Origin of the sequence: Arthrobacter livingstonensis, assembly GCF_003219815.1 — a bacterium.
GTDB classification, from domain to species: Bacteria; Actinomycetota; Actinomycetes; order Actinomycetales; family Micrococcaceae; genus Specibacter; species Specibacter livingstonensis.
This window is the reverse complement of sequence record NZ_QJVD01000002.1, coordinates 84756-110029: the sequence shown is the minus strand read 5'-3', so window position 1 is coordinate 110029 and position 25274 is coordinate 84756. Positions and strand designations below refer to the sequence as shown.

General features: G+C 66.0%; 22 protein-coding genes. 12 read left to right on the top strand and 10 right to left on the bottom strand.

The window, feature by feature from the left end:
- Positions 1-256 precede the first annotated feature (256 nt).
- The gene (locus tag CVV68_RS02515) at positions 257-2149 is read left to right on the top strand and encodes a S1C family serine protease (RefSeq protein WP_245933288.1); all 1893 of its coding nucleotides are present in this window, start codon (positions 257-259) and stop codon (positions 2147-2149) included.
- A gap of 180 nt (positions 2150-2329) precedes the next feature.
- On the opposite strand, the gene CVV68_RS02510 is transcribed toward CVV68_RS02515, so the two are convergent.
- Both CVV68_RS02510 and CVV68_RS02505 read right to left on the bottom strand, forming a co-directional pair.
- Positions 2330-3685, bottom strand: coding sequence for an FtsX-like permease family protein (locus tag CVV68_RS02510; protein ID WP_110499625.1), 1356 nt, complete (start codon positions 3683-3685; stop codon positions 2330-2332).
- A gap of 5 nt (positions 3686-3690) precedes the next feature.
- Positions 3691-4431, bottom strand: coding sequence for an ABC transporter ATP-binding protein (locus tag CVV68_RS02505; RefSeq protein WP_110499439.1), 741 nt, complete (start codon positions 4429-4431; stop codon positions 3691-3693).
- 246 nt (positions 4432-4677) lie between these two features.
- Between CVV68_RS02505 and CVV68_RS02500 the strand changes: the two genes are divergently transcribed.
- Positions 4678-5484 carry an electron transfer flavoprotein subunit beta/FixA family protein gene (locus tag CVV68_RS02500; protein ID WP_438502606.1) on the top strand — a complete coding sequence of 269 codons (807 nt, stop codon included), beginning with the start codon at positions 4678-4680 and terminating at the stop codon, positions 5482-5484.
- A gap of 9 nt (positions 5485-5493) precedes the next feature.
- Entirely contained in the window at positions 5494-6462 is a 969-nt protein-coding gene (locus tag CVV68_RS02495) for an electron transfer flavoprotein subunit alpha/FixB family protein (RefSeq protein WP_110499437.1), read from the top strand.
- Between the two features lie 26 nt (positions 6463-6488).
- On the opposite strand, the gene CVV68_RS02490 is transcribed toward CVV68_RS02495, so the two are convergent.
- Genes CVV68_RS02490 through CVV68_RS02480 form a run of 3 tightly spaced genes read right to left on the bottom strand, consistent with a single transcriptional unit; the run spans position 6489 to position 8846 of the window.
- On the bottom strand, positions 6489-7292 hold the full coding sequence (locus CVV68_RS02490; protein ID WP_110499436.1) for a class I SAM-dependent methyltransferase: 804 nt from the start codon (positions 7290-7292) through the stop codon (positions 6489-6491).
- Positions 7293-7344: 52 nt separating this feature from the next.
- Positions 7345-7818 carry a tRNA (cytidine(34)-2'-O)-methyltransferase gene (locus tag CVV68_RS02485; RefSeq protein ID WP_110499435.1) on the bottom strand — a complete coding sequence of 158 codons (474 nt, stop codon included), beginning with the start codon at positions 7816-7818 and terminating at the stop codon, positions 7345-7347.
- A 17-nt stretch (positions 7819-7835) separates the two neighbouring features.
- On the bottom strand, positions 7836-8846 hold the full coding sequence (locus CVV68_RS02480; RefSeq protein WP_110499434.1) for a J domain-containing protein: 1011 nt from the start codon (positions 8844-8846) through the stop codon (positions 7836-7838).
- A gap of 119 nt (positions 8847-8965) precedes the next feature.
- Here CVV68_RS02480 and CVV68_RS02475 point away from each other — a divergent pair, with 119 nt between their 5' ends.
- Positions 8966-9697 (top strand): hypothetical protein, encoded by a 732-nt coding sequence (locus tag CVV68_RS02475; protein WP_146238810.1) that lies wholly within the window; start codon positions 8966-8968, stop codon positions 9695-9697.
- Positions 9698-9707: 10 nt separating this feature from the next.
- Here CVV68_RS02475 and CVV68_RS02470 read toward each other — a convergent pair whose 3' ends face one another.
- From CVV68_RS02470 to folE, 4 genes are read right to left on the bottom strand one after another with little or no spacing between them, the layout of a single operon-like run.
- Positions 9708-10475, bottom strand: coding sequence for a pyrimidine reductase family protein (locus CVV68_RS02470; RefSeq protein WP_110499432.1), 768 nt, complete (start codon positions 10473-10475; stop codon positions 9708-9710).
- A gap of 44 nt (positions 10476-10519) precedes the next feature.
- Complete coding sequence (gene folP / locus CVV68_RS02465; protein ID WP_245933287.1) at positions 10520-11485, bottom strand: dihydropteroate synthase; 966 nt, start codon at positions 11483-11485, stop codon at positions 10520-10522.
- Between the two features lie 8 nt (positions 11486-11493).
- Positions 11494-12747 carry an NAD(P)/FAD-dependent oxidoreductase gene (locus tag CVV68_RS02460; protein WP_245933286.1) on the bottom strand — a complete coding sequence of 418 codons (1254 nt, stop codon included), beginning with the start codon at positions 12745-12747 and terminating at the stop codon, positions 11494-11496.
- Between the two features lie 56 nt (positions 12748-12803).
- Positions 12804-13409, bottom strand: a complete 606-nt coding sequence (gene folE / locus CVV68_RS02455) for a GTP cyclohydrolase I (protein ID WP_110499429.1) — start codon at positions 13407-13409, stop codon at positions 12804-12806.
- A 113-nt stretch (positions 13410-13522) separates the two neighbouring features.
- Here folE and CVV68_RS02450 point away from each other — a divergent pair, with 113 nt between their 5' ends.
- Entirely contained in the window at positions 13523-14209 is a 687-nt protein-coding gene (locus tag CVV68_RS02450; RefSeq protein WP_110499428.1) for a helix-turn-helix transcriptional regulator, read from the top strand.
- Between the two features lie 240 nt (positions 14210-14449).
- Here the strand turns inward: CVV68_RS02450 and CVV68_RS02445 are convergent, their stop codons facing one another.
- Positions 14450-15946: a S8 family peptidase gene (locus CVV68_RS02445; protein WP_110499427.1), complete on the bottom strand. Its 1497-nt coding sequence runs from the start codon at positions 15944-15946 to the stop codon at positions 14450-14452.
- A gap of 156 nt (positions 15947-16102) precedes the next feature.
- Here CVV68_RS02445 and CVV68_RS02440 point away from each other — a divergent pair, with 156 nt between their 5' ends.
- The 7 genes from CVV68_RS02440 to CVV68_RS02410 all read left to right on the top strand — a co-directional run bounded on the left by CVV68_RS02440 (position 16103) and on the right by CVV68_RS02410 (position 25263).
- Positions 16103-17323 (top strand): cysteine desulfurase family protein, encoded by a 1221-nt coding sequence (locus CVV68_RS02440; RefSeq protein WP_110499426.1) that lies wholly within the window; start codon positions 16103-16105, stop codon positions 17321-17323.
- Positions 17324-17555: 232 nt separating this feature from the next.
- The gene (gene mnmA / locus CVV68_RS02435) at positions 17556-18695 is read left to right on the top strand and encodes a tRNA 2-thiouridine(34) synthase MnmA (protein ID WP_110499425.1); all 1140 of its coding nucleotides are present in this window, start codon (positions 17556-17558) and stop codon (positions 18693-18695) included.
- A gap of 298 nt (positions 18696-18993) precedes the next feature.
- The gene (locus CVV68_RS02430) at positions 18994-19611 is read left to right on the top strand and encodes a TIGR03086 family metal-binding protein (RefSeq protein ID WP_110499424.1); all 618 of its coding nucleotides are present in this window, start codon (positions 18994-18996) and stop codon (positions 19609-19611) included.
- 136 nt (positions 19612-19747) lie between these two features.
- Positions 19748-21391 (top strand): ABC transporter substrate-binding protein, encoded by a 1644-nt coding sequence (locus CVV68_RS02425; protein ID WP_110499423.1) that lies wholly within the window; start codon positions 19748-19750, stop codon positions 21389-21391.
- Positions 21392-21514: 123 nt separating this feature from the next.
- Complete coding sequence (locus CVV68_RS02420; protein WP_245933309.1) at positions 21515-22597, top strand: ABC transporter permease; 1083 nt, start codon at positions 21515-21517, stop codon at positions 22595-22597.
- Positions 22598-22600: 3 nt separating this feature from the next.
- A complete protein-coding gene (locus CVV68_RS02415; RefSeq protein ID WP_110499421.1) occupies positions 22601-23557 on the top strand; it encodes an ABC transporter permease in 957 nt (318 codons plus the stop codon).
- Complete coding sequence (locus CVV68_RS02410; protein ID WP_110499420.1) at positions 23554-25263, top strand: dipeptide ABC transporter ATP-binding protein; 1710 nt, start codon at positions 23554-23556, stop codon at positions 25261-25263. Before CVV68_RS02415 ends, CVV68_RS02410 begins: the two co-directional genes overlap by 4 nt.
- Positions 25264-25274: the final 11 nt, after the last annotated feature.

Here is a 25274-nt window from a genome sequence, read left to right as displayed (position 1 = left end):
ATTTGTGCTTCCTCCTTGATTCTAGGGTGGAATTTTCCACAGCGTCCATGTTTCCGGCCGTTGCAGGCCCTGCCCGGGGATCACGCCGACAGTGACCTCCAACAGTGACCGGACCGGCGGGCCGGGACATAATGGAAGTTGGGAGTTCTTCACAGCTACCTTCCAGTGAACGTTCGTAAATGCATCAGCCCTGCGGGCCATGATGGATATCAAGCGAAGGTTCATCACAAGATTTGTTCTATGAAGGGAAAAGCTCATGAGCGAGAACACTGGCGGGGAAACCAGCCGCAACGAAGACGTCCCGGCGGAAACACCCCGGGAGGAGTCTCCCACGAGGCCTTTGTTCAACGCACCGGCACCGCAGGCGCAGGATGCATCGGCAACCGGGCAACAGGCATCGGTGTCCCCTGCGACTGAGAACGCACCGGACACGGCCGGGCGCAACTCCACTGAGCGCATTGCCCCGCCCGCAGCACCCGGCTACCAGGGACACAGCAACCCCACCATGCCGATCCACCAGCCGCAACAGGCCCAGCCCGACGCCGGCCAGCAGTGGCAGGCCCCGCAGTCCGGAGAGCAAAACACGGCACCGAACGCGGCACCAAACGCAACTCCTCAGCCGCCGGCGGCCGCGCCCCACCAGGAACCGGCCCGCCCCTACGGCTACGGCAGCCCGAACTACCCGCAGGCCCCCAACGCAGCGCCGGCTGCACAGGCAGCGGCGGAAGAACCGCCCGCTACTTCCACCTATGGCCGGCACTCCCCGCAGCCTGACCAGCAGCATGGCCAGCAGCATGGCCAGCAAGGCTTCGGCCAGGAACATGACCAGACGGAACAGCACCCGGGCATGGGCACCCACGCAGGAGCCGGGTACCCGGCGTCGAACGCCTATCCCCACACACTGTCCCCTGCCGTGAAAACCCAGTCCAAGCCCCGCAAAAAGGTGGGCATGGGCCTGTTCGCCGCCAGCGTCATTGCTGCGGCCCTCATTGGCGGCGGCGCTGCCGCGGGGACGTCTTTCCTGGTTGGCGGGCAGAACTCCGGTGTCGTGGCGTCCTCGAACCAGCAGGCCGCACCCCTGGTGGTCAACAACACCAACTCCGTCAACGCGGTGTCTGCGGCAGCGGCCAAGGCCATGCCGTCCGTGGTGACCATCTCCGCCACCAGCGGAAACTCCGGCGGCACCGGTTCCGGCATCATCTTGGACACGGCCGGGCACATCCTGACCAACACCCACGTGGTGACCCTGGACGGGGCTGCGGCGCATGCCACCATCCAGGTGCAGACCAGCGACGGCAAAGTTTACGCCGGCAAGGTGGTGGGCACCGACCCGATGTCCGACCTCGCCATCGTGAAGATTGACGCGCCGAACCTGGTCCCCGCAACGTTGGGGGACTCGAACAAGATCAATGTCGGCGACACCGTCATCGCCATCGGATCCCCGCTCGGCCTGAACGGCACCGTCACCGACGGCATCGTCTCCACGCTGAACCGGACCATCCAGGTGGCATCCTCCGCCGTCCCGTCCACGCCCAGCGACTCCTCCCAGGACCCGAACAGTTCCGGCGGCAACGGCTTCCAGTTCTCCCCTCCCGGGGGCGGACAAAGCCCCACCACGGCCACCGGAAGCGTGAACTTGAACGTGATCCAGACCGACGCGGCCATCAACCCAGGCAACTCCGGCGGCGCGCTGGTCAACACGCAGGGCCAGATTGTCGGCGTCAACGTGGCCATCGCCTCGGCCGGCAGTTCGTCCAGTTCCACCAGCCAAAGCGGCAACATCGGTGTGGGCTTCTCCATCCCCGTCGACAACGCCAAGCGCATTGCCAATGAGATCATCGCCAACGGCAAGGCCACGCACGGCCAGCTGGGCGTCTCCGTCAGCGGCACCTCCGCCCTGGGCCAGAACAGCCAGTTCTCCGCCGGGGCCACGGTGGCACAGGTGACCTCGGGCAGCGCCGCCGCGAAGGCGGGCCTGCAGAAGGGCGACGTCATCACCCAGCTGGGCGACCGCACCATCAGTGACGCCTCGTCCCTGACCGCGGCGGTTCGTGAACAAGCCGCCGGGGCCACCGTGAAGGTGACGTTCACCCGCAGCGGCAAGACCATGCAAAAGGACGTCACGCTGGACACCATGACGGCCAGCTAGGCGCGGCGAGGGGTTGGGCCTGCCGGTTCGTTGGGTCGGCAATCAACCACCAACACCGCAGCAACAAGGAGAGGACCGGTCACCGTCAGGGCCGGTCTTCTCCTTGTTGCGTGGGCAGCGCGGTGGCGTGGACGACGCGCTGCATCCGCGTCTGCCACTGACTGTTTTTATACGCGCTTGCTAGTCCGCCGCGGTCGAACCGCCGGCGAGGACCCTCCCCAGGACGGGCGCGGAAGCCGCAAGTCCGAGCCAGATCAGGCCAATCCCGCCCGCCAAAATGCCGGCGATGACCAGCAGGGACAGTGGCGAGAAGATCATGGCCAGTCCGGTGAGCGGGAACAGCAGCACGCCGGAGAGTACGGCTGACCCAACCGTGACAATGCGTACGGGCGACATGATGGCACGCTTCCGGGCCGCGTCCATCACGGTCCGCGGCATGCCCATCCGGTCCAGGCTGATGTACAGTTCGCGCCGGTCGAGGATGGCGGCAGCCTGGTTCACGCCGGCACTGCACGCCACCAGCAGAAATGAGGCCACGACGGTGATCATCACCCCGGTGCGCATGTCGTTGTAAAGGTTGGCCTCGGCCGTGCCAATGCCCGCCCCTGCGCCATTGAGCACAGCCAGCCCCGTCCCGGCCACCACGGCGATAAAGCTGGTCATGGCCAGCCCGCTCACCTGGCGCCATGCGGCCTTGGGCGATTCCAGGATGGTGCGCGCCGCCAACAGCCGGACCGCCGTCGCCGCACGGCGGACCTGCCGCCCGGCGAACCACTTGAGCACATACGGGCCCATCAGGTTCAGCAGCGCCAGCCCACCGGCGAACGCCGCCAGCAGGATGACGACGACGGCCGCGATCGAACCGCTGGCCGTGATGTTCGCCATGCCGAGGTAAAGGACGACGGCGGCCCCGGCCCCCAGTGCTGCCCTCACCCAGTGCACCGTGGGGGCCTTTTGCCGGGTGCGCACGCCCAAAGGCGTCAGGGCCACCTGGCGCATCCCCACCGCGGCGCTGATGGCGGCAAGAACGATGAGGGCGGCCGCCGTGGCGAGCACCACGAGCGGATCCAGCCACAAGCCGGCCAGGCCCAGCGCATGCCCCTGGAAATGGATCAGGGCAACGGCCGGAAGAGCCGCCGCATACAGCACGATGCCGGCGGCGATCCCCAGAACAGCCACGGCCGTGGCTTCCACGACGGCCATGAACCCCACCAGCGCGGGCGTGGCACCCAGCAGGCGAAGCGTGGACAGGCGCTCGTCCCGGCGGCGGGCCGAGAGCCGGGCGGCCGACCCGCCCAACGTCAGAAGGGGCAGAATGAGCAGGGCCAAGGCCACCAATGCCAGGTTTTGGTACGCGCCGGCCGTGCCAAAACCGTCGGCGGGGGCTGGATGGGTAAAAAAGCTCAGGGCACCGGCCAGCACGATCAGCAGCAGGGCCGTGACCAGGGCAAACGCGGTGGCCGGCAGTGCAACCACCGCCTTGTTGCCCGGTGCGGGGCGGGACATCATCCACAGGATGGGAATGGTGGTTTTCATGGAGGTCACCGCGGTCCGGCCAGATAGTTGCTGCCGCCGGCGCTTTCGCCCGCCGGCGCGGCACCCGGGCGGGCCGGCAGCGCGGGGGACAGGACGCCGTCGTGCATGTACAAGGTGCGGCTGCAGCGTGAGGCGACGGTGGAATCGTGCGTGACGAGGACCAGGGTGTGGCCGCGGCCGGCGGTGGCCTCGAGAAGCGCCGTCATGACGTCGGCCGAGGTGTGCGAGTCGAGGGCGCCGGTGGGCTCGTCGGCGAACACGATCCGGGCGCCGGTGACCTGCGCGCGGGCGATGGCTACGCGCTGGGCCTGCCCTCCGGAGAGCTCGCCGATCCGGCGCCCCTCCATGCCGGAGAGTCCCAGGTGCGCCAGCCAGCCGGCGGATTGTGCCTCGGCGTCGCGGCGGAGAACCCCGTTGAGCATCAGGGCCAGGGCAACGTTTTCAATGGCGGTGAGTTCGGGGATCAGCAGGCCCTGCTGAAAGACGAAGCCGAACGATTCGCGGCGCAGCTTGGAGCGCTGGGTTTCATTGAGGGCCGTAATGTCCGTGCCGGAGTAGCTGACCGTGCCGGCATCCGGGATGGTGATGCCGGCGAGGGTATGCAGGAGGGTGGTCTTGCCGGAACCGGAGGCGCCCATGACGGCGACGGACTCGCCGGCTTGGATGTCCAGGTCAACATTGTCCAGTGCGATGCCTGCGCCGTAGCGCTTGGAGAGCGAGCGTGCGCCCAAAATTACTGAAGTCATGCCTCCACCCTGCCGCGGGAAGGCGGCCGGGGCATCGCGCCGCAGGCGGAACCTTTTGCCGGGAAGTCAGACCACGGGGGGAGGTGGCGCACCAGTTGCGTGCCGGGTAAAGAACCGAGACGTGAAATTCCGGCACTGGGCCCCCACGAACTAAGCTGTTGGGAAAGGCAACAGGTCCGTCCCGCGGGACCGCCCCCAGCACTGGGGGCGGGCGGGCAACAAGCGTCCATGACACAAAGGACAGTAGTGGAAAACTCAGCACTAAGTATTGTGGTCTTGGTCAAATACGTGCCAGACACGCAATTTGACCGGCACCTCACCGGTGACAACCACCGCATTGACCGCAACGAGAGCATTCTCTCCGAACTTGACGAATACGCGTTGGAAGCGGCCCTGGCGATTACCGACGCCCGCGGCGGAGCGAAGGCCGGAAACAGGGTTACGGCCCTGACGCTTGGACCTGCCGCCGCAGCGGCAGCAGTCAAGAAGTCACTGCAGATCGGGGCCACCGAAGGGGTTCACATCACCGACGACGCGCTCGCAGGATCCGACGCCTCCGCGACCTCGCTGGCGCTGGCCGCCGCGATCAAGACCCTGGGCCCCGTGGACCTGGTCATCACCGGAATGGCGTCCACCGACGGCGAAACCTCCATCATCCCGGCGCAGCTTTCGGCCCGGTTGGGCCTGCCGCAGCTCACTTTCGCCTCCTCACTGGAGGTGGAGGGCAATATTGTTACTGTCCGCCGCGATGGCGACGACTTCTCGGAAGAAATCCAGGCTGATCTGCCTGCATTGGTCTCCGTGACCGACCAGGCGAACGAACCCCGTTACCCGAACTTCAAGGGCATCATCGCCGCCAAGAAGAAGAAGGTGGACACGCTGTCCCTGGCCGATCTTGGCCTGGCACCGGATGCCGTGGGCCATGAAGGTTCGCTGACACAGGTGGACGCCGCCGCTGAACGCCCTGCCCGCACGGCCGGCACCATCATCACCGACTCGGGTGAAGCCGGCATTGCACTCGTTGACTTCCTGGCCGCGCAGAAACTGATCTAAGGACCGCACATGAGAGCCATTGTTGTATTTATTGACCAGGTGGACGTGCCCGGCAAGCTCCACCCCACGTCCCATCAGCTGCTGACGCTGGCCCGCGCAGCCGGCGAGCCGGTGGCCGTGGTGGCCGGCCCCGTCAGCCCCGAACTGGCCGCCGACCTCGGCGCGTACGGCGTCACCCGCGTGCTCCATTCCGAACAGCCCGAGCTGGCCGATTACCTCGTGGCCCCCAAGGCGGACCTGGTGGCGCAGGCGGCGGCCGCTGTTTCCGCTGCCGCCGTTCTCGTGGACAACGGTCCGCAGGGCAAGGAAATCGCGGCCCGCGTGGGCGTGGCCCTGAACGCCGGCGTCATCACCGACGCTGTCGCAGTGGACTCCGACGCCGGCACGCTGGTGGTGCACAAGTCGGTCCTTGCGGGGTCCTACACGGTGGCGGCGCGCGCCAGCTCCGCCGTCGTGGTGATCAGTGTGAAATCGCACAGTGTGGAGGCAGCGCTTGCAGCCGAGGCCACCGCGCCCGCCGTCGAAAGCGTCGAAGTGGCCTTTGCTCCGTCGAGCCTGGGCGCCCGCGTCGTGCAGCGCACCCCGCGTGCCGCATCCGGCCGGCCAGAACTGGAGGACGCCCGCATCGTAGTGGCCGGCGGCCGCGGGGTGGACGGTGACTTCGGCCCGGTCGAGGAGCTGGCCGATGTCCTCGGCGCCGCCGTCGGGGCATCGCGTGCGGCCACGGACGCAGGCTGGATTGCGCACAACGCGCAGGTGGGCCAGACCGGCAAGAAGGTTGCCCCGCAGCTGTACATTTCCGTAGGCATCTCCGGCGCCATCCAGCAAAAGGCCGGCATGCAGACGTCCAAGGTCATTGTGGCCGTGAACAAGGACTCGGAATCGCCCATCTTTGAAATCGCCGACTTCGGCATTGTCGGAGACCTGTTCAAGGTGTTGCCGCAGGCCGTGGAGGAGATCAAGCGCCGGCGGGCATAGTCGGCCCGGCGCGTTGACTGGGCGTCTTAACCCGGGACGGAGCCGATTCCTATCAGGGCGTCCGAGTTCATTTCCACCTGCGGGCCCACGGACTGGATGAATTCGCGGCGCACCCGGGCGATGGCCTCGGGATCGCGGGGGAGCAGGGTGCGCCAGCCGCTGCCCATGACCAGGTTCCACGCCATGTCATCGTCCACTGACAGGGTGAGCGGGTGCGTGGAGACGGAGACGTCCTCCAGGCCGCGCGCCGTGAGCCACTCCGTGAGTCCATCCACCGACGCGATTTTAGCCATGTTCTGGTTCGGGAGCGGGACCACGCCGGCCAGGCGCGGGCGTTCCTTGATGGCCGCCTCCAGGATGCGGCCCGCAAACGGTTCCAACGCACCCTCCACCCACGTGCTCGTGACGAAGCGTCCGCCGGGGCGCAGCATGGAGGCCAAATGCTCCACGCCGGCTTCCATGTCGGCAAAGAAGAACATGCTGTAGGAACACAGCACGGCGTCAAAGGTGCGGTGGCCACGCCATTGGGTGACGTCGGCCTCGGTCAGCGTCGTGTTCAGGATGCCCCGTTCGGCCAGGTTGGCGGCGGCTATGCGCAGCAACCCGGTGGAGAGGTCGACGCCGTCGACGGTCCCCTTTGGTCCTACGGCCAGGGAGGCGGGAAGGGTGGCTGCACCTGTACCGCAGCAGGCGTCGAGCACCTTTTCACCAGGCTGGAGCACGGCTGCCCCGGCCACGTCGCGGCCCATGGGGTCCCAAAGCTTGTCCGCCCACAACTCAAATTGCAGGGCTCCATCGGTGAAAGCCAGGCCAGGGTCACGAGCGGACATGCATACCTCCAGTGGGTGAAACGATGGGTAAAAATCGGCCGCAGCCCGGACGTCAGGCCTGTATTTGTGCGCCGGAAAAACCGTTTTGGCGCCAGGCCTCATAGACCGCGATCGACGCCGAATTGGCCAGGTTCAGTGACCTCAGCGACGGCAGCATCGGGAGCCGGACGCGGCTCGTCACGTGGGCATCATGCTTGACCTCCGCGGGCAGGCCCACGGATTCGCGGCCAAACATGAGTACGTCCCCGGGCCGGTAGGCGATTTCCGTGTAGCTGGCCTCCCCGTCCGAGGTGAAGGCGAAGACGCGTTCCGGTGCGAGTGCCTCCCAGGCCGCGTCCAGGGTTTTGTGGACGGTGACCACGGCAAGGTCGTGGTAGTCCAGCCCGGCGCGGCGGAGCTTGGCGTCCGAAAAGTCGAAGCCCAGCGGCTCCACCAGGTGCAGCTCGGCCCCGGTGATGGCGGCCAGGCGGATGGCGTTGCCCGTGTTGCCGGGAATTTCGGGGGTGACAAATAGGATGCGAAACACTGTTTTATCCTACCGTGTCAGTACATTCCGCCCAGCAGGCGTCCCAGCACCTGCAGGTCCACCACATTGGGCAGCGGGCCGGAGGCCAGGAAGTGCTTGGCCTCGCGCACAAACCGGGCCGCGTTGGCCACGTTCACCACATTGGAGCCGTCGGGTTCGGTGCCACGGGCGTAGTCGATGACGGGTTCAAAGAGATTGCCCGTGCTGCTGTGGACGCAAACCCAGGCCGTCACATTGCACTCCGGGAACAGTTCCTGCATGCGGCGCGTGGCCGGAATCAGCTCCGGGGGAGCGGCCACCTTGCTGCCGTGCACCAGCATGGTGCCGTTCCAGCGGAAAGCGCCGTTTGGCACCAGCATCGAACCCACAATGGCGATCCGGTATCCGGAAACCAGCACGTGGTCCAAATAGCCGTTGTTGACTGGAGCCGTGAGGCCGTTGATGAGCCTGGCCGCAGGAATGCCCGGCAGTACCTGCTGCATGATCAGCTGTGCCGTGCGCGCCTCGCGTGCCAGTCGCGAGGAGGCGCCAAACACGCCGCGTTTCCGGGGTGCCCCGTGGACGGGCTGGGCGGCCGTGGCCCGGGGCAGGATGGGTACGGCGCCGTCGCCCAACGATTCATAGGACGGCACGTAGACGGCGGATTCGCCCGCCGTGTTCCGGGAGCCCTGCGCCCGGCGAGTGGTGAACGATCCGCTGAATCCAGCACCGGAATCCGCCTCGCCCGTTTCTGCTTCGGACGACGGGGCGCCGTTTGCGCGCCCCGTCGTGCCGTATCCGGCCGGCGTGCCCGGAGTGGAGCTCGTCCTGCCGGCCGGAGATCCGTAAGACCTGTCATAGCGCAGCCGTTGAGCGGGGTCTCCCAGCACCTCGTACGCTTCGCTGACCTTTCGGAAAATTGCCGGATCGCCGCCGTGGTCGGGGTGCGAAATCCGTGCGGCCTTGCGGTAGGCGATCTTGATTTCGCGTTCGGTCGCCGTGCTGGGGACGCCCAGAACTTGATAGTGCGTGAGGAACTTCTCGGTCACCGGTGGCCTTTCGCCTGCGGGATCAGATCAGCCCCAAGTCTAGTCCCCACGTCCTCCCCAGCCCGTGCCTCTCCGGGGCATTGGGCGTGAACGGGCCCGGACTCGGTAAAGTGGTGATCGTGAAAAATTTGGGGGAAGCCGGCCCATTCCGCGGACGCGCCATGGGCCTCGCCGCGGTCGCTGCCGCCAGCGCCCTGGCACTGGGCGGGTGCACCATTGCCGTGCCTGCGCCGAGGCCGACCGCCACCGTGCAGCCAACACCGACTGCCACCTTTGCGGTGCCGACCATACAGGCCGGGCATGACGCCGCCGCCGTTGCCGCCAAGAACATGACCTTCGACGCCGGCAGGACACTCTCACCCAACGTCCCGGTGGGTTTCAACGACGTCCTGGGCCAGAGCGCAGACTCAACGTCGGGCACCGCCCTGCCTCCGGAATGGAAGCTGCTGAAGAACAACGTGGCCGGGCAGACCCAGTACTCGGATGCCGCAGGCTGCAAGGTGGCGTACTGGGTGACGTCCAACCAGGGCCCGCTCATCAGCTCCGGCGACGACCTGACGTCCACCCAAAACCTGATGAAGTACCTGATCCCCTCCGTGGTCCCCGACGCACTCAAGGACGCCACGCTGCCGTGGGTGGCCGAGGCAGGCAAAAAGGGCCGCGGCATCTCGGTCCTGTCCTACACCACCAAGGGGTCCAAGGGTGGCATGGCCAGCCGCGTGTGGGGGCGCCTGCTCGGCACCTCCGGCACGGGACTGGTGGTGACGCTCGCCTGTCCCACCGATGCGTTCCTGGCCTCAACCACGCCGCGCGTCATGGCCAAGCTGTCTGTCGCTCCGCCCGCCAATTGACGCCCTGTCCTTACCGGCCTGCCGGGCGGAGGTAGCGCAGGAACAGCATGGAGCCGGACTTGAGGATGTGCGCGAGCTCCATGTCCTGCGGACCGGCGGGTGCGGTGCCGGGCCGCACGTCCGCGATCCGCTTGGACAAGCCGCCCACCAGCAGCGGCGACACCGTCACGGACAGCTCATCGACCCGCCGCGCGGTCTGGAAGGTGCCCAGCAGGGTGGGCCCGCCCTCGGAGTGGATCCGGTGCATGCCCCGGTGCGCAAGTTCCCCCACCAGGGCGTCCACGTCCAGCGTGTCCGCTCCAGCCAGTACGACGTCGGCCACCTCGCCGAGTGCCTCCCTGCGGTCCGCGGGTGCCGAGGCCAGGGTGAACACCAGGGGCCTGACGGGTGCGCCGGTGAAGACCTCGAGTGCCGGGTCCAGGTTCAGGGACCCGGAGACGATGGCCAGGGGCGGGTGGGCGGGCAGGCCATGGTCCTTGCGCCACTGCTGGGCCCCGGCGCTGAGGAGTTCGCCGCCGTAGCCTTCGGCACGGACGGTTTGTGCGCCCACCAGGATGACGTCCGCGGTGCGGCGCATCAATTGGAAGAGGTGCTGGTCGTCGGCATTGCCGAGCTTGCCGGAGCGTCCCTCCACCGTGGCCGCGCCGTCGATGCTGGAGACAAAGTTGAAGCTGACCCAAGTTCCCCCGGCCGGCCGGGAGAAATTTTCCCGAAGCAGTTCCTCGTCGAGGGCGGTACCGGAGAGTGCCGGTGCGGCCGGGAAAATCCGCTCAATCATGACGAGTCCTTCGTACGGTGCTTGGTCGGGGAAGCGTGGGATGGTCAGGGCATCTGTGGGCGGGCGGGCTCGTTGGCGTCGCCCATGTTGTGTTTCAAATAGGCCGGTTCACGCCAGCCCAGCACGGACTCGGTCATGTGGATGGCGGAGGCTGCCGAGGCCACATTGTGCATGCGCAAAATGCGGGCCCCGCCCAGGATGGAGATCACCGCCGTTGCCAGCGAGCCTTCGAGGCGGTCCGCCTTGTCCTGGTTGAGCGTTTCGCCGATGAAGTCCTTGTTGGACACGGCTGCGAGGGCCGGGAATCCCAGGGCGGCAATCTCATTGAACCGCCGCGTGATCTCCAGGGTGTGCAGGGTGTTCTTATTCAGGTCGTGGCCGGGATCGATGATGATCCTTTCCTCGGCGACTCCCAGCGACATGGCCAGCTCCACCTTCTCCAGCAGGAACGCCGACACCTCGGAGACCACATCCGCATAGCTGGGGTTGGGGTAGGCGGTGCGTGGTTTCGCCAGTGAATGCGTGATGATCAGGTGCGCGCCGGACCCGGCCACCACGGCGGCCAGCTCCGGGTTGGCCAGGCCGGTGGTGTCGTTGATGACGTGGGCGCCGGCGGCAATGCTGCGGGCCGCCACCTCCGGCAGGAATGTGTCCACGGAGATGATGACGTCGCTGGCCGCGGACACGGCCTCGATGACGGGGACCACGCGGTCGCCCTCCTCCTTGGCGCTCAGGGCCGGCCCCGGTGCAAAGGGGACGCCGCCAATGTCAACCCAGTCGGCGCCGTCGTCCGCGGCCGTGAGCGACGCGGCCACCGCAGCGTCCAGCGCAAAGGTGGCGCCGCCGTCGTAAAACGAATCCGGGGTCCGGTTCACGATGGCCATCAGCGCCACCTGGCGGCTGAAGTCCAGCGTCCGGGCACCAAAGCGGTGCACCGGGTGGAGCAGCGGCGGAGTGTAAAACGGCGCGGCGGATAAGGTGGCAGCGCTGGCGGGCTGAAGAGTTGTCATCCCCTCCATCAAATATCCCCGAGCGGTGTTTGCGGGTCAGCCAGCTTTGCCGTGTCGACGGTGCGCGCGGAGCTGATGAGGTCCTTGATGGCGTCCTGCACGTCCCAGATGTTGACGTTCATGCCGGCCACGACGCGGCCGTCGAGCACCCAGAAGGCGATGAATTCGCGCTTTTCCAGGCTGCCCCGGACCACCAGATCGGCGTCCTTGGTGAGCGCGCCGAAGCCGGAGTACTCCATGCCGAGGTCGAACTGGTCGGTGTAGAAGTACGGGATGTCATCGAGCACGGCGTCCTGGCCGAGCATGGACTTGGCGGCCACCTTGCCGCTGGCAATGGCGTTGGCCCAGTGCTCGGAGCGGGCGAAGGCGTTGGTCACGGGGTGCAGGGAGTTGGCGACGTCGCCGGCGGCAAAGATGTCCGGGTCGGAGGTCGCCAGGCTGCCCGTGACCTGGATGCCGTTCTCGATGGTGAGCCCGGCGTCCTTGGCCAGGGCGGTGTTGGGGACAACGCCGACGGCGACAATCACCACATCTGCGGGCAGCGTTTCGCCGGTGGTCGTCAGCACGGCCGTCACTTTGCCGGCGCTGCCCTGGATCTCCTTGGCGCTGGAAGGAAGCACGAACTTCACGCCGGCCTCCTGGTGGCGGTTGAGGAACACGCCGCCCAGCTCCCTGCCGATCGCGACGGACAGTGGCACCTCCTCCAGGCCCAGCAGCGTGACGTTGTTGCCGAGCTCGCGTGCCGTGGCGGCAATTTCCATCCCGATCCAGCCTGAGCCGATCATGACCAGGTTGTGCCCTCCGGCCGAGAGCAGCTCCTTCATCGCCATGGCGTCCGCCTTGGTGCGGAAGTAGTGCACGCCGTCCAGGTCAACGCCCGGGAACGGGATGACGCGGGGGGTGGCTCCGGTGGCGATGAGCAGCTTGGCGTAGGGCAGGGTGGATCCGTCAGTCAGTGTGACGGTGTGGGCGGAGGGGTCGATTTCGGTGGCCTCCGTCCCTTGGAGGACTGTCACGTTGTTCTCGGGGTACCAGCTGGCGGGGTAGGGCAGGAGCGCGTCGTCGCCTTCCTTGCCGGCCAAAAAACCCTTGGACAGCGGTGGTCGCTGGTACGGCGTCTCCGCCTCGTCGGCCACGACGGTCACCGGGCCGCTCCAGCCTTCCGTGCGCAACGTTTCCGCCGCCGTGGCGCCCGTGAGGCCGCCGCCAATGATGACCATGCCTGCTTCTTCAGCTGCGGGTGTGCTGCTTGATTCACTCATGATAAGAATCTCTTTCCGTGGAAGTGGATGCCTGCTGAATAAATGGTGGGAAAGGGTTACTGGAGGAACTGGTCGCGCAAGGGTCCGGCGTCGGCCAGTTTCCCGGTGAACACGGAGGTGCGCGTCAGGGAGCCTGACACCTGGACGCCGCGCAGGGACATGCACATGTGCTCGGCCTCCAGGACCACTCCGACGCCGCGGGGGGACAGCGTTTCTTCCAGCCAGTCTGCCACCTGTTGGGTCAGGCGTTCCTGGACCTGGAGGTCTCTGGCAAAAAGCTCCACGCCGCGGGCCAGCTTGGAGAGGCCGAACAGGCGATCGCCGGGCAGGTAGCCCACGTGCGCCACGCCGCGGAAGGGCAGCAGATGGTGCTGGCATAACGAGTGAAAGGGCACATCCTTGACGAGGACCAGGCCCGCGTAGCCTTCATCGTTGGGGAAGGTGGTCCAGTTGGTTTCCCGTGGCGTGAGCATTTCGGCATAAGCGGCGGCCACCCGGCGCGGAGTGTCCAACAGGTGCGGGTCGTTGACGTCACGGCCCAGTGCGCGGAGGAAATCGGCAATGGCCGCCTGTGCCGCCGGAAGGTCAATGGGCGCCCGAACCTCCAACGCAGGGTCCTCGAAGGCGAGAAGGTCGGGGAGGGTGGCACTGGAAATCGACATGTGCTCTTCCTTTCTAAATCTTGTATTCTTGACTTTAGAAGCGCAGACTCGAAGCGTCAAGTAAGAATGAAACAAAGCAACATCCTCCCCATCACCATCGAAGGCATGCAGTCATGAATCCAACCCAGCAGCAGGCGTCCCTGAGCGAGGCGGGGCGGCTCACGGCCGTCGCGTCCCTGGGCGATCCCGTGCGCAGGAAGCTGTTCGAACTGCTGCGCGAAAGCCCGCTCGCCCTCAGCCGGGACGACTGTGCGGAGGCGCTCGAGCTGCCCAAAAGCACCATCCGCGCGCACCTTGACCGGCTGGTGTCCGACGGCCTGCTGCTGGTGGAATTCCGCAAGGTGGGGGAGCGTACCGGTCCCGGGTCCGGGCGCCCCACCAAGCTGTACACCGTGGCCGTGGACGAGGTGGCGGCCTCCGTCCCTGCCCGCCACTACGACCTCGCCGCCGAACTGCTCGCCGCCGCCGTGCAGCTTTCCATCGACTCCTCCGTGGCGGTGGAAGATACCCTTGCCGACGTGGCGTTCGACGCCGGGAAGCGGTTGGGTGCCGAGGCCGGCACCATTCACAAGCTGCTCGAAAGTGCCGGCTACGATCCCCAGCCCGACGGGGCGGGCGGCACCATCATGGCGAACTGCCCGTTCCACAAGCTGTCGCAGGAACACGCCGGCGTTGTATGCTCCCTCAACGGCTCGTTGCTCAACGGCGCACTGCTCGGCTGCGGGGACTGCCGCCACACCATTGAACCGGACGCCGAGCTGTCGCACTGCTGCGCCCGGCTGGTGCCGAAAACAACTTAGAACGGGTTCGCGAAAACGGGGCATCGCCGCGCACCATGTCGCGAACACGGGGCCAACTCGCGAACGCACCGCACAAGTTACCCCGTCGTCGCGGGTTGCCCCCGTCCTCGGTGCGCGCGGGCGCCGGGTTAAACGGCGTCGGGCCTGCCGGGACCCTCCACGGATCCCGATAAGCCCGACGTCGCACGACCCTGACGGCCGCTGTGAACGGGGTGTACTGCGCTCCGCGCAGCAGCCTACCTAGAGGACTGCCTGCAGGGCGTCGGCGATGCCCTCGCCGTAGTAGCTGTTGTCGCGCAGGTTGCCCGCGCAGGCCGCACCAATCGGTGTCGCCGAGGCCATGCAGATATGGTCCTCAGCCTGCTTGCGCAGTTGCGAGACCAGCTGCTTCGGCTGCCAGCCGGGATGCTGGGACTTCATGAGTGCAAGCACGCCCGCGACATGGGGTGACGCCATTGACGTGCCGCTGAGAAGCCCGTAGGTGTTGTTCGGCAACGTGGACAGGATCCGCGAGCCCGGTGCCGCCACATCAATTGAATTCAGGCCACGGTTCGAGAATGATGACAGCTTGCCGGCCTGGTCCGTGGAAGAGACGGTGACCACGCCCTCCAGCTCCGTGGGCATGTCCTTGCACCCATTGTTGATGTGGCGCTCAATCGGCGTGCTGTCGTTCGGGCTGTCGGTGTCGGTCGTCTTGTTGGACAGGTCGTAGGAGGCGTTGCCGGCAGCTGCCGCGTGCACCACGCCTTTTTTCGTGGACCAATTGACGGCGCGCTCAACGGCAACGCGCACTGCCTTCTGGTCGGGCTGGTCGTCACACCAGAATTCCACCGGATCGATGAAGTAGCTGTTGTTGGTCACATCCATGCCCTTCAGGCCCGCCCACATGAAGCCGCAGATGGCGTATTCGGGATAGATCGAGCCGGCATCGTTGACCACTTTGACGGATGCCATGCGCACATTGGGCGCCACGCCCACGATGCCCACGCCGTTGCGGGCGGCGCCGATGATGCCCGCCACATGGGTGCCGTGGTACGACGTGGTGGGGTTCCAGCCCGTGGGAGAGGTATCCGGACGCCCGGCATTTGTGCAGTTGACGGAGTTTGCCACGTCAATGTTGGCCTTGAGGTCCGGGTGGTTCGGGTCAATGCCGCTGTCCAGGACACCGACCAGGACCTTCCGGGAACCATCGGTAACCTGGTGGGCCTGGTCCGCCTTGAGCTGCACCATGTCCCATTGCTCGGTTTCGCGTGGATCGGGGGCAACGCCGTCGAACGTGGCGTCACCGTACAGGAGGTCGGCCTTGGCCAGCTGCTTGCCGCGCTGCTGCGGAGCCGCCTGCCACGGAGTGGCGATGCCGTCCGGCGTGCCCTCTGCAACTTCAATGGTGCGGGTTGCACCCACCGATTCCACGGAGGCGTACCCGTACTTGAGGATATCGGCGCGGAAGCTGGCGCGGTCGGACTGGACGATGACCACGCCGATCTCGGGCCACTGCTGGACGGCGACGCCACCGGCGGCCGCCACGGCCTGCACGACCTGCTTGGTCTTGCCGGCGTTGGCGGCCTTCGCGTTGACGACATAGCTCATGAGCTCGCCGTCGGCTGCGGGAAAAGCGATGGGTGTGGACGGCGGACTGGCAGGCGCGGCCATGGCGCTGCCGCTGAGCAGGGTGGATGCGGCGACCGCGACTGCGCAACAGGCAGCCGCCGTACTCCGGCGGAAAATTGTCTTCATGGGTGGGATCCCTCCAAGGAATGGCGTGTGATGTGAGACACTCCGATCCTGCCATCAGGCGCGGTTATTGACAACCTTGACAAACGCCCGGTCATGTTGACGTCGAATGTATGAACCGTAGAGTGGGCCGCCGCGTGAATGCCGTAGAATTGAGCGGTGCCCGTGTATCTAGACCACGCGGCGACCACGCCAATTTCGGCCCCGGCCCTCGCCGCACTCACCAATGTCATCAGCCGCAGCGGCAACCCCTCGTCGCTGCACGGCGCGGGCCGACGCGCCCGCGCGACGGTGGAACAGGCCCGCGAAACCATTGCCAGGGCCGCCGGCGCCCACCCCACCGAAGTCATTTTTACCTCGGGCGGCACCGAGGCGGACAATTTGGCCGTCAAGGGCCTGTTCTGGTCCCGCCGGGATGCCGACCCGCGCCGCACCCGCATCCTGGTCTCCACTGTTGAACACGCCGCCGTGCAGGACACCGTGGAGTGGCTGGCAAAGCACGAGGGAGCAGAAGCCGTCTGGCTGCCGGTCGACGAAACGGGCACCGTGGACCTGGCGGCCCTGAAGCGTGAACTGGACGACGGCGGAGCCGGCTCCGTTGCGCTGGTCACCTGCATGTGGGCCAACAATGAGGTGGGGACCATCCAGCCCATCGAAGGCGTTGTTGCGCTCGCAGCACCGCACGGCATCCCCGTCCACTCCGACGCCGTGCAGGCGTTCGGTTCCGTGCCGCTGGATTTCAAGGCGTCCGGGCTGGCGGCCATGTCCATCAGCGGCCACAAGATCGGCGGACCCGTCGGTGTCGGCGCGCTGCTGCTGGGCCGCGCCGTCAAACTGACTCCCGTGCAGCACGGCGGGGGCCAGGAACGCAGCGTCCGCTCCGGCACCCTGGACACGGCCGGCATTGCGGCCTTTGCGGCCGCCGCGCAGGACGTTACGGACAACCTGGCCGCGGAAAGCGTGCGGATCACCGGGCTGCGCGACGCTCTTGTGGCTGCCGTCCGCGAGCTGGTTCCCGAGGCGGTGCTGCGCGGCGTGGACCCGGCACTCCATCCCGCCGGCAGGCTCCCCGGCAACGCCCACTTCACGTTCCCCGGCTGCGAGGGGGACTCCCTGCTGTTCCTGCTGGACATGGCAGGGATTGAGTCGTCCACCGGCTCCGCCTGCACGGCGGGCGTGCCGCGTCCCTCCCATGTGTTGCTGGCCATGGGACTGGACGAGGACACGGCACGTGGCGCACAACGCTTCAGCCTCGGGCATACATCCGGCCCCGCCGACGTTGACGCGTTTGTGGCCGCGTTGCCGCAGACTCACGCACGCGCGAAACAGGCTGGCATGGCCGGACATCAATCGTCCATTCAAACGGCGAGTACGCAATAGTTTCGGTCCGGGGGTGCCAGAGCCCCCGCCTGACAGGGATCCCCGCCCGCTTCGCGGGCGCCCGAAAGGGAGATGCTGCGGGGCCCCGGTCGAGCCTGCGAGAGTGGGGTAGGCAGCTCCCGTGCTCCCGGGACCCTGTCAGGCCTCCGGCTCTGGCGCCCCGCGGATCGGCGTCGCCTGTCGCGGTTGGCACCGCAAGATTTGATTTTTTGTTCCAAATGAAAGGTATGTAATGCGAGTATTGGCCGCCATGAGTGGCGGGGTTGACTCCGCCGTTGCCGCAGCACGGGCTGTGGATGCCGGGCACGACGTCGTCGGCGTCCACCTGGCGCTCTCCCGCATGCCCGGAACCCTGCGCACCGGCAGCCGGGGCTGTTGCACCGTGGAGGATTCCAACGACGCCTGGCGTGCCTGCGATCTCCTCGGCATCCCGTACTACGTCTGGGACTTCTCCGAACGCTTCAAGGAGGACGTGGTCCAGGACTTCATCGACGAATATGCCGCCGGCCGCACCCCGAACCCGTGCATGCGCTGCAACGAGCGGATCAAGTTCGCCGCACTGCTGGAAAAGGCCATCGCGCTCGGCTTCGACGCAGTCTGCACCGGCCACTACGCGAAGGTCATCACCGACGCCGACGGCAATCCGGAGCTGCACCGCGCCGCGGACTGGGCCAAGGACCAGAGCTATGTGCTGGGCGTGCTGACCCACGAGCAGCTCAAGCATTCCATGTTCCCGCTGGCCGACACCCCGTCCAAGGCCGAGGTCCGCGCCGAGGCCGAGGCCCGGGGCCTGTCCGTGGCCAAAAAGCCGGACAGCCATGACATCTGCTTCATCCCCGACGGCGACACCGCCGGCTGGCTGGCCGAGAAAATCAAGATGACGGACGGCGACATCGTAGATGAAACCGGCTCCAAGGTGGGGGACCACGGAGGCGCCAACCAGTTCACCGTCGGCCAGCGCCGCGGCCTGAAGCTGGGCACCCCCGCCGCGGATGGCAAGCCCCGTTTCGTGTTGGAAATCCGGCCCAAGGAAAACAAGGTCATCGTCGGCCCGCACGCCCTGCTGGCCATCGACGAGCTCAAGGGCATCAAGGTCTCCTGGGCCGGGCTGCCCATCGCCGAGGTTGCAACCGGCGTCGAGTTCGACTGCTACGCCCAGGTCCGCGCCCACGGCGACCCCGTGCCCGCGCGCGCTTTTGTCACCGACGTGACGGACGACGGCGTTTCCCGACAATCCTTGACGGTCACCCTGGGCGAGCCGCTGCGCGGCGTTGCCCCCGGACAGACCGTTGTCCTGTACCAGGGCACCCGTGTCCTGGGGCAGGCGACCATCGATTCGGCCCGCTCCCTGGCGCGCCCGGAATTGCCATAACCTCCGACAACGCCGTATCACCGTTGGTGCGGTTTCCACCATCGCGGTATCACCGTTGGTGCGGTTTCCACCAACGTCGTATCGGCTGCTGATACGGCGTTGTCGCTTTTCACACCAACGCTGCTACGGCGTTGTCGCTTTTCACACCAACGGTGATACGGCGTTGAGGGGAGGGGTTCGGGACGTCTTACCCGCGGCACTCATCTTGGCGCGCCCGGAACTGCCCTGACGGCCCACAAAACACCAAGCTGGCGTAAACTTCCGTACAAGGTGACTTTGATCACGGAAGGTTAGTGCCATGCCCCCGCATTTAATCCCGAATCCGCTACAACTACTGGAACGAGCCCTTGACCAATGCGGTGAGGTGATCCAGGCCATCTCCGCCAACCAGGCGGACTGGCCCACCCCGTGCTCCGAGTGGACCGTCCAGGATCTGCTGCACCATTTGGTGGTCCAGGACCTGCATAACTACACCGTGATGGCCCGGGGCAGCAATGTCGATCCGCTGGCTGCCCGCGCCACCGTGGGCGCGGACTGGTCCACCCGGTTTGCCGACGGGGCCACGATGCTGATGCGGGCCTGGGCGGTTGCCGAACTCAGCAGCCAGGTGGCGCTGCCAGGCGGTGGTGAGGCACCCCTGCGCAGCAGGATCGGCCTGCAAATTGCCGAATTCACCGTGCACTCCTGGGACCTGGCCAAGGCGACCGGCGTACCCATCCTGCTTGACCCGGCGCTGGCCGACCAGTCGCTGGCCTGGTCCCAACGTGTGATGAAAGCCGACTACCGCGGCTCCGACAAGGCTGTTGGCCACGAGGTGCGCGTGCCGCTGAACGCAGACACGTATGCGCGGCTGGCCGGCTGGTTTGGGCGCAATCCGCAGTTTGTTCCCGGCCCCAGAGTCGAAGCGCTTAAGTAACCTTCTGGTTGCAACTTTGCCTTCCGTGCGGGGTCAAAGCTCCAAGTCTGGTACAAAGTAAACATAAGGCAAGTGGGTCAGGTCACACAGCGTAGTGTGGCCTGTTTCATGAGTACACACAACAGAAAGTTTGCAGATGGCTAAGAATATGTTTGGACTGCGGTCGGTGATCGCCGTTGCAGGCGTCTCCCTGCTGGCATTGACAGCGTGCACCGGCCCGGCAGGCGGCGGCAACAGCACCGAGGGTGGCGGCGCCGCGGGCGGACCGATCGTGGTGGGAACCACGGACAAGGTCACGTTCCTGGATCCGGCAGGATCCTACGACAACGGTTCGTTCATGGTCATGAACCAGATCTACCCGTTCCTCCTCAACTCCGCCCCCGGCAGTGCCGACCCGAAGCCGGACATGGCCGTCTCGGCGTCGTTCACCTCACCCACCGAATACACGGTCAAGCTCAAGCCCGGCCTGAAGTGGGCCAACGGCACCGCGCTGGACTCCAAGGACGTGAAGTTTTCCTTCGACCGGATGTTAAAAATCAATGACGCCAACGGACCGGCGACGCTGTTGGGGAACCTGGCCAGCGTCAGCGCCCCGGACGCCACCACCGTGGTCTTCAAGCTCAAGCTCGGCAACGACCAGACATTCCCGCAGGTGCTGACCAGCCCCGCTGCCCCCATCGTCGATGACACGGTGTTCAGCCCCACCAAGGTCACCGATGATGGCACCATCATCAAGGGCAAGTCCTTCGCCGGGCAGTTTGACATCGACACGTACAAGAAGAACGAACTCATCGCGTTCAAGAAGAACCCGGACTACAAGGGCCTGCTCGGCCCGGCCAAGTCCGATGCCGTGACGATGAAGTATTATGCGGACTCCACCAACATGAAGCTGGACGTGCAGAAGGGCAATATCGACGTCGCCTGGCGCAGCCTCACGGCCACGGACATCGACAGCCTGAAATCCGACAAGAACGTCAAGGTGGATATTGGACCGGGCGGGGAAATCCGCTACATCGTCTTCAACTTCGACACCATGCCGTTCGGTGCGAAGACGGCCACCCCGGATGCAGCCAAGGCACTGGCCATCCGCCAGGCCATGGCCGACACGGTGGACCGCAAGGCCCTGGCCGACCAGGTCTACAAGGGCACCTACCTGCCCCTGTATTCCTTTGTTCCGGCCGGCTTCACCGGAGCCATTGAGCCGCTGAAAAAGGACTATGGCGACGGCAACGGGGCCCCGGACGTGGACAAGGCCAAGAAGGCCCTCTCCGATGCCGGTGTGACAACCCCCGTCACCCTTGACCTCCAGTACAACCCGGACCACTACGGTTCCTCCTCGGGCGACGAGTACGCGGCCATCAAGGCGCAGCTGGAGAAGACCGGCCTGTTCAAGGTCAACCTTCAGTCCACCGAATGGGTGTCGTACTCCAAGCAGCGGACCGAAAACGGTGGCGCTTACCCGCTGTACCAGCTGGGCTGGTTCCCGGACTACTCGGACGCCGACAACTACCTGACACCGTTCTTCAGCACGGACAACTTCCTGAAAAACCACTACAGCAACCCGGCCATCCAGAAGATGATCAGCCAACAGCTGGTCACCAATGACAAGGCCAAGCGCACCCAGCTGATCGAGGATATCCAGACGGCCGAAGCCAAGGACCTATCCACGCTGCCGCTGCTGCAGGGCGCGCAGGTTGCCGTGTCCAACGTCAAGGTCAACGGCACCAAGGACACCCTTGACGCATCGTTCAAGTTCCGCTTGGGCGTTCTGTCCAAGTAGGCCACGCGGTCTGCACAAAACACAGAAGCAAAGAAGGCGGGGCCTCCCTTGGGCGCCCCGCCTTCTTGCACGGGACCACCGCACCATACTTTTGCACCATAGAAACAGGCTCACATGACAGCAATGATTGACCTGCCGGAGGTTGAACCCGCCGCGCAGGCACCCCAACGGAAAAACAAGGCCGGAGGCAGCCTGGGCAAATATCTGCTCATCCGCTTCTTCTTGATTTTCCCGACGATCCTCATCCTCGTCACCATGGTTTTTTTCCTGATGCGCCTGACCGGCGACCCCATCACGGCGGCCCTGGGCGGGCGGCTCGGACCGGACCAGCTGGCGATACGCATCCACCAGGCCGGCTACGACCGTCCCATCTTTGTCCAGTACTTTGAATACCTGGGACAGATGGCCACCGGCAACTTTGGCCGCACCATTTCCGACGACCTTCCCATTGCCGGCATGTTGGCCTCGTACGGCACGGCCACCTTGGAACTGGCCATCAACTCCCTGATCGTGGCGCTGGCCATCGGCATCCCGTTCGGCATGCTTGCCGCCTCCAAGCGCGACAAATACCAAGACGCCATTCTGCGCGTGCTGGCCATCGCCTTTTACGCCACCCCGGTGTTCTTTGCCGGACTGCTGCTGAAGCTGGTGTTCTCCATCTGGCTGGGCTGGTTCCCCGTGGCCGGTCGGGCCAACACCGGCACCGAAATTGCCATGGCCGAGCTTTCCGCGCCCACCGGCATCTACTGGCTGGATGCGCTGCGCAGCGGCAACATGGACGCATTTTGGGACATCGCCCAACACTCCGTGCTGCCCGCCGTCGCGCTGGGACTGCTCACCGCCGGCATCTTTCTTCGCCTGGTACGCACCAATGTGATCGGCACGCTCAGCAAGGACTATGTGGAAGCCGGCCGTTCCCGCGGCGTGAGCGAATACCGCCTGCTCACCAAGCACGCCTATAAGCCGGCACTGATCCCCATCATCACCGTCATGGGACTGCAAATCGCCCTGCTCCTGGGAGGCGCCGTCCTGACGGAGACCACCTTTGAGTGGAAGGGCCTGGGCTTCCAACTGGCCCACTACCTCACGGCCCGCGACTTCGTGGCAGTCCAGGGCATCGTGGCCCTGCTCGCCGTGATCGTGGCCATCACCAACTTCATTGTGGACGTCATCGCCGCGCTGATCGATCCGAGGGTGAGGTATTAGGCCATGGAAACCAAAAAATCCCTGTTCGCTCGCCTGCCCATCATTTCCCAACTGAAGAAAAGTGTGGGCCTGCAACGCGGCATGCTCATTGCCGGCATCGTGTTGACAGCCGTTTTCCTGCTGACCGCTGCCCTGGCACCGCTGATTTCTCCCTACGGCCCCACCCAGCGCTTTAACGAAACCCAGGCTCCGCCGTCGTCGGCCCACATCTGGGGCACGACGGCGGGGGGGTACGATGTCTTTTCGCGCACCATTTGGGGCTCCCAGACCGCGTTCCTGGTGATTGTGGTGGCCGTGGCGCTGTCCATCTTCATCGGCGTGATCCTGGGCCTGCTCTCCGGCTACATCGGCGGCTGGCTCGACCGGATCCTGGTGGTGGTGGCCGACGCCATCTACGCGTTCCCCACCCTTCTGCTGGCCATGGTCATGTCCATCGCCATCAGCCAGGGACGTTCCAACATGTGGTCGGGCATCTTCTCCGCGGCCATCTCCATCACCGTGGTGTTCATCCCGCAGTACTTCCGCGTGATCCGGGCCGAGACCATCCGCCTGAAGGCCGAGCCGTTTGTGGAATCCGCCATCGTGGTGGGCGCCTCCAGCGTGCGCATCATGGCCCGGCACATCTACAAGAACGCCACCCGGACGCTGCCGCTGATCTTCACGCTCAACGCCTCCGAGGCCATACTGACGCTGGCCGGACTGGGCTTTTTGGGCTTCGGCATTGAACCGTCCTCCGCGGCCGAATGGGGCTACGACCTCAACCACGCCCAGACCGACGCGGCCTCCGGCATCTGGTGGACCGGTGTGTTCCCCGGTGCCGCCATCGTCATCACGGTGCTGGGCCTGACTTTGCTGGGGGAGTCCATGAACGACCTCAACGACCCGCGCCTGCGCGGACGCAAGCGTGCCGGCAGGAAAAAGAACGGACCTACCAAGACCGAGGAGTTGATGGACGCATGAGCCGCCCTGACAAGCAGGTACCCGTCGGGACGTCAGCCCTGCGGCCCGTCCTGGACATTGAAGACCTCAAGGTCACCTTTGCCACGGATTCCGGGGACGTCCATGCCGTCAAGGACGTGTCCTTTTCGGTCGCCCCCGGGGAGATCGTGGCCATTGTGGGCGAATCCGGTTCCGGCAAGACCGTCACCGCCAAGGCCATCCTGGGCCTGCTGCCGGAAACGGCGCAAAGCAGTGGCGCGGTGGTCATCAGCGGCAATGACATCATCAGCGTCAGCCCGCGCCAGCTGCGGCAGATCCGCGGCCGGGACGTGGCCATGGTGTTCCAGGAACCGTCCACGGCACTCAATCCGGTCTACACAGTGGGCTGGCAGATCGCCGAGGGCCTGCGTGCCCACCGGCCCGAGGGCAAACGGGTGGGCCGCAAGGAAGCCCGCCGGCTGGCCATCGACGCCCTGCGCAAGGTGGGCATCCCCGAACCGGAAAAGCGCGTCGACTACTACCCGCACCAGTTCTCCGGTGGCCAGAAGCAGCGGGTGGTCATCGCCGCCGCGCTGGCGCTGAACCCCGGCCTGATTGTGGCGGACGAGCCCACCACGGCCCTGGACGTCACGGTCCAGGCCGAGATCCTGGAACTGCTCCGGGAGCTGCGCGACCAATATGGCACCTCCATCGTGCTCATCACCCACAACATGGGCGTGGTGGCGGACCTGGCGGACCGCGTGGTGGTCATGTTCCAGGGCGACGTGGTGGAGGAGGCCACCTCCGAGGTGCTTTTTGCCGCGCCGCAAGAGGAGTACACGCAAAAGCTGCTGGCCGCGGTGCCGCACCTGGGCCGCAACTCCGCCTCCGAAGGTTTCACGGAGCGGGCGTTCCAGGACCAGGAAGTGCTGGTCCGCGCCACGGACCTGGAAATCGAGTACCCCGGTCGACTGGGAAGCCCGGCCTTCCGGGCCGTGGACAGGGTCTCGTTCACCATCAGCGCCGGCGAGGTGTTCGGCCTGGTGGGGGAGTCTGGCTCCGGCAAGACGACCATCGGGCGGGCCATCGCCGGGCTCAACCGAACCACGGGCGGCTCGCTGAAGGTGCTCGGCTACGAGATGCGCAACTACAGGGAGCGCACTTTCCGGCCTTATCGCAAGGACATCGGCTTTGTGTTCCAGGACCCGGCCGCGTCCTTCAACCCGCACCTGACCATCGGCGAGTGCGTGGCCGAGCCGCTGCTCATCCACACGGACATGTCCGGGCCGGCCGTCACCACGAAGGTGGAGGAACTCCTGGAGTCCGTCCAGCTGCCCCGGGCCTACGCCAAGCGCTTCCCGCACGAGCTCTCCGGCGGGCAGCGGCAGCGTGCGTCACTGGCCCGGGGCCTGGCGCTGAAGCCGAAGCTGCTCATTGCGGATGAGCCGACGTCGGCCCTGGATGTTTCCGTCCAGGCCAAGGTGCTGGAGCTGTTCCGGGAAATCCAGGTGGAGATGGGCTTTGCGGCCCTGTTTATCAGCCACGACCTTGCCGTGGTGGACATCCTGGCCGAGTGGGTCGGGGTGCTCTACAAGGGCAAGATGGTGGAACAGGGGATCGGGAACCAGATCATGGGCAACCCGCAGGAGGACTACACCAAGCGGCTGCTCGCGTCGCTCCCGGTGCCCAACCCGGCCGAGCAGGCCGAGCGCCGGGCCGTCCACCAGGCGCTGCTGGCGCAGCGGTAGTTTTCTTGGCG

What these genes read in the sequence shown, in the direction of transcription:
- CVV68_RS02515 (WP_245933288.1), top strand. Translation starts at nt 257, where the DNA reads ATGAGCGAGAACACTGGCGGGGAAACCAGCCGCAACGAAGACGTCCCG.
- CVV68_RS02510 (WP_110499625.1), bottom strand. Translation starts at nt 3,685, where the DNA reads ATGAAAACCACCATTCCCATCCTGTGGATGATGTCCCGCCCCGCACCG.
- CVV68_RS02505 (WP_110499439.1), bottom strand. Translation starts at nt 4,431, where the DNA reads ATGACTTCAGTAATTTTGGGCGCACGCTCGCTCTCCAAGCGCTACGGC.
- CVV68_RS02495 (WP_110499437.1), top strand. Translation starts at nt 5,494, where the DNA reads ATGAGAGCCATTGTTGTATTTATTGACCAGGTGGACGTGCCCGGCAAG.
- CVV68_RS02490 (WP_110499436.1), bottom strand. Translation starts at nt 7,292, where the DNA reads ATGTCCGCTCGTGACCCTGGCCTGGCTTTCACCGATGGAGCCCTGCAA.
- CVV68_RS02470 (WP_110499432.1), bottom strand. Translation starts at nt 10,475, where the DNA reads ATGATTGAGCGGATTTTCCCGGCCGCACCGGCACTCTCCGGTACCGCC.
- folP (WP_245933287.1), bottom strand. Translation starts at nt 11,485, where the DNA reads ATGACAACTCTTCAGCCCGCCAGCGCTGCCACCTTATCCGCCGCGCCG.
- CVV68_RS02460 (WP_245933286.1), bottom strand. Translation starts at nt 12,747, where the DNA reads ATGAGTGAATCAAGCAGCACACCCGCAGCTGAAGAAGCAGGCATGGTC.
- folE (WP_110499429.1), bottom strand. Translation starts at nt 13,409, where the DNA reads ATGTCGATTTCCAGTGCCACCCTCCCCGACCTTCTCGCCTTCGAGGAC.
- CVV68_RS02450 (WP_110499428.1), top strand. Translation starts at nt 13,523, where the DNA reads ATGAATCCAACCCAGCAGCAGGCGTCCCTGAGCGAGGCGGGGCGGCTC.
- CVV68_RS02445 (WP_110499427.1), bottom strand. Translation starts at nt 15,946, where the DNA reads ATGAAGACAATTTTCCGCCGGAGTACGGCGGCTGCCTGTTGCGCAGTC.
- mnmA (WP_110499425.1), top strand. Translation starts at nt 17,556, where the DNA reads ATGCGAGTATTGGCCGCCATGAGTGGCGGGGTTGACTCCGCCGTTGCC.
- CVV68_RS02430 (WP_110499424.1), top strand. Translation starts at nt 18,994, where the DNA reads ATGCCCCCGCATTTAATCCCGAATCCGCTACAACTACTGGAACGAGCC.
- CVV68_RS02425 (WP_110499423.1), top strand. Translation starts at nt 19,748, where the DNA reads ATGGCTAAGAATATGTTTGGACTGCGGTCGGTGATCGCCGTTGCAGGC.
- CVV68_RS02420 (WP_245933309.1), top strand. Translation starts at nt 21,515, where the DNA reads ATGATTGACCTGCCGGAGGTTGAACCCGCCGCGCAGGCACCCCAACGG.
- CVV68_RS02415 (WP_110499421.1), top strand. Translation starts at nt 22,601, where the DNA reads ATGGAAACCAAAAAATCCCTGTTCGCTCGCCTGCCCATCATTTCCCAA.
- CVV68_RS02410 (WP_110499420.1), top strand. Translation starts at nt 23,554, where the DNA reads ATGAGCCGCCCTGACAAGCAGGTACCCGTCGGGACGTCAGCCCTGCGG.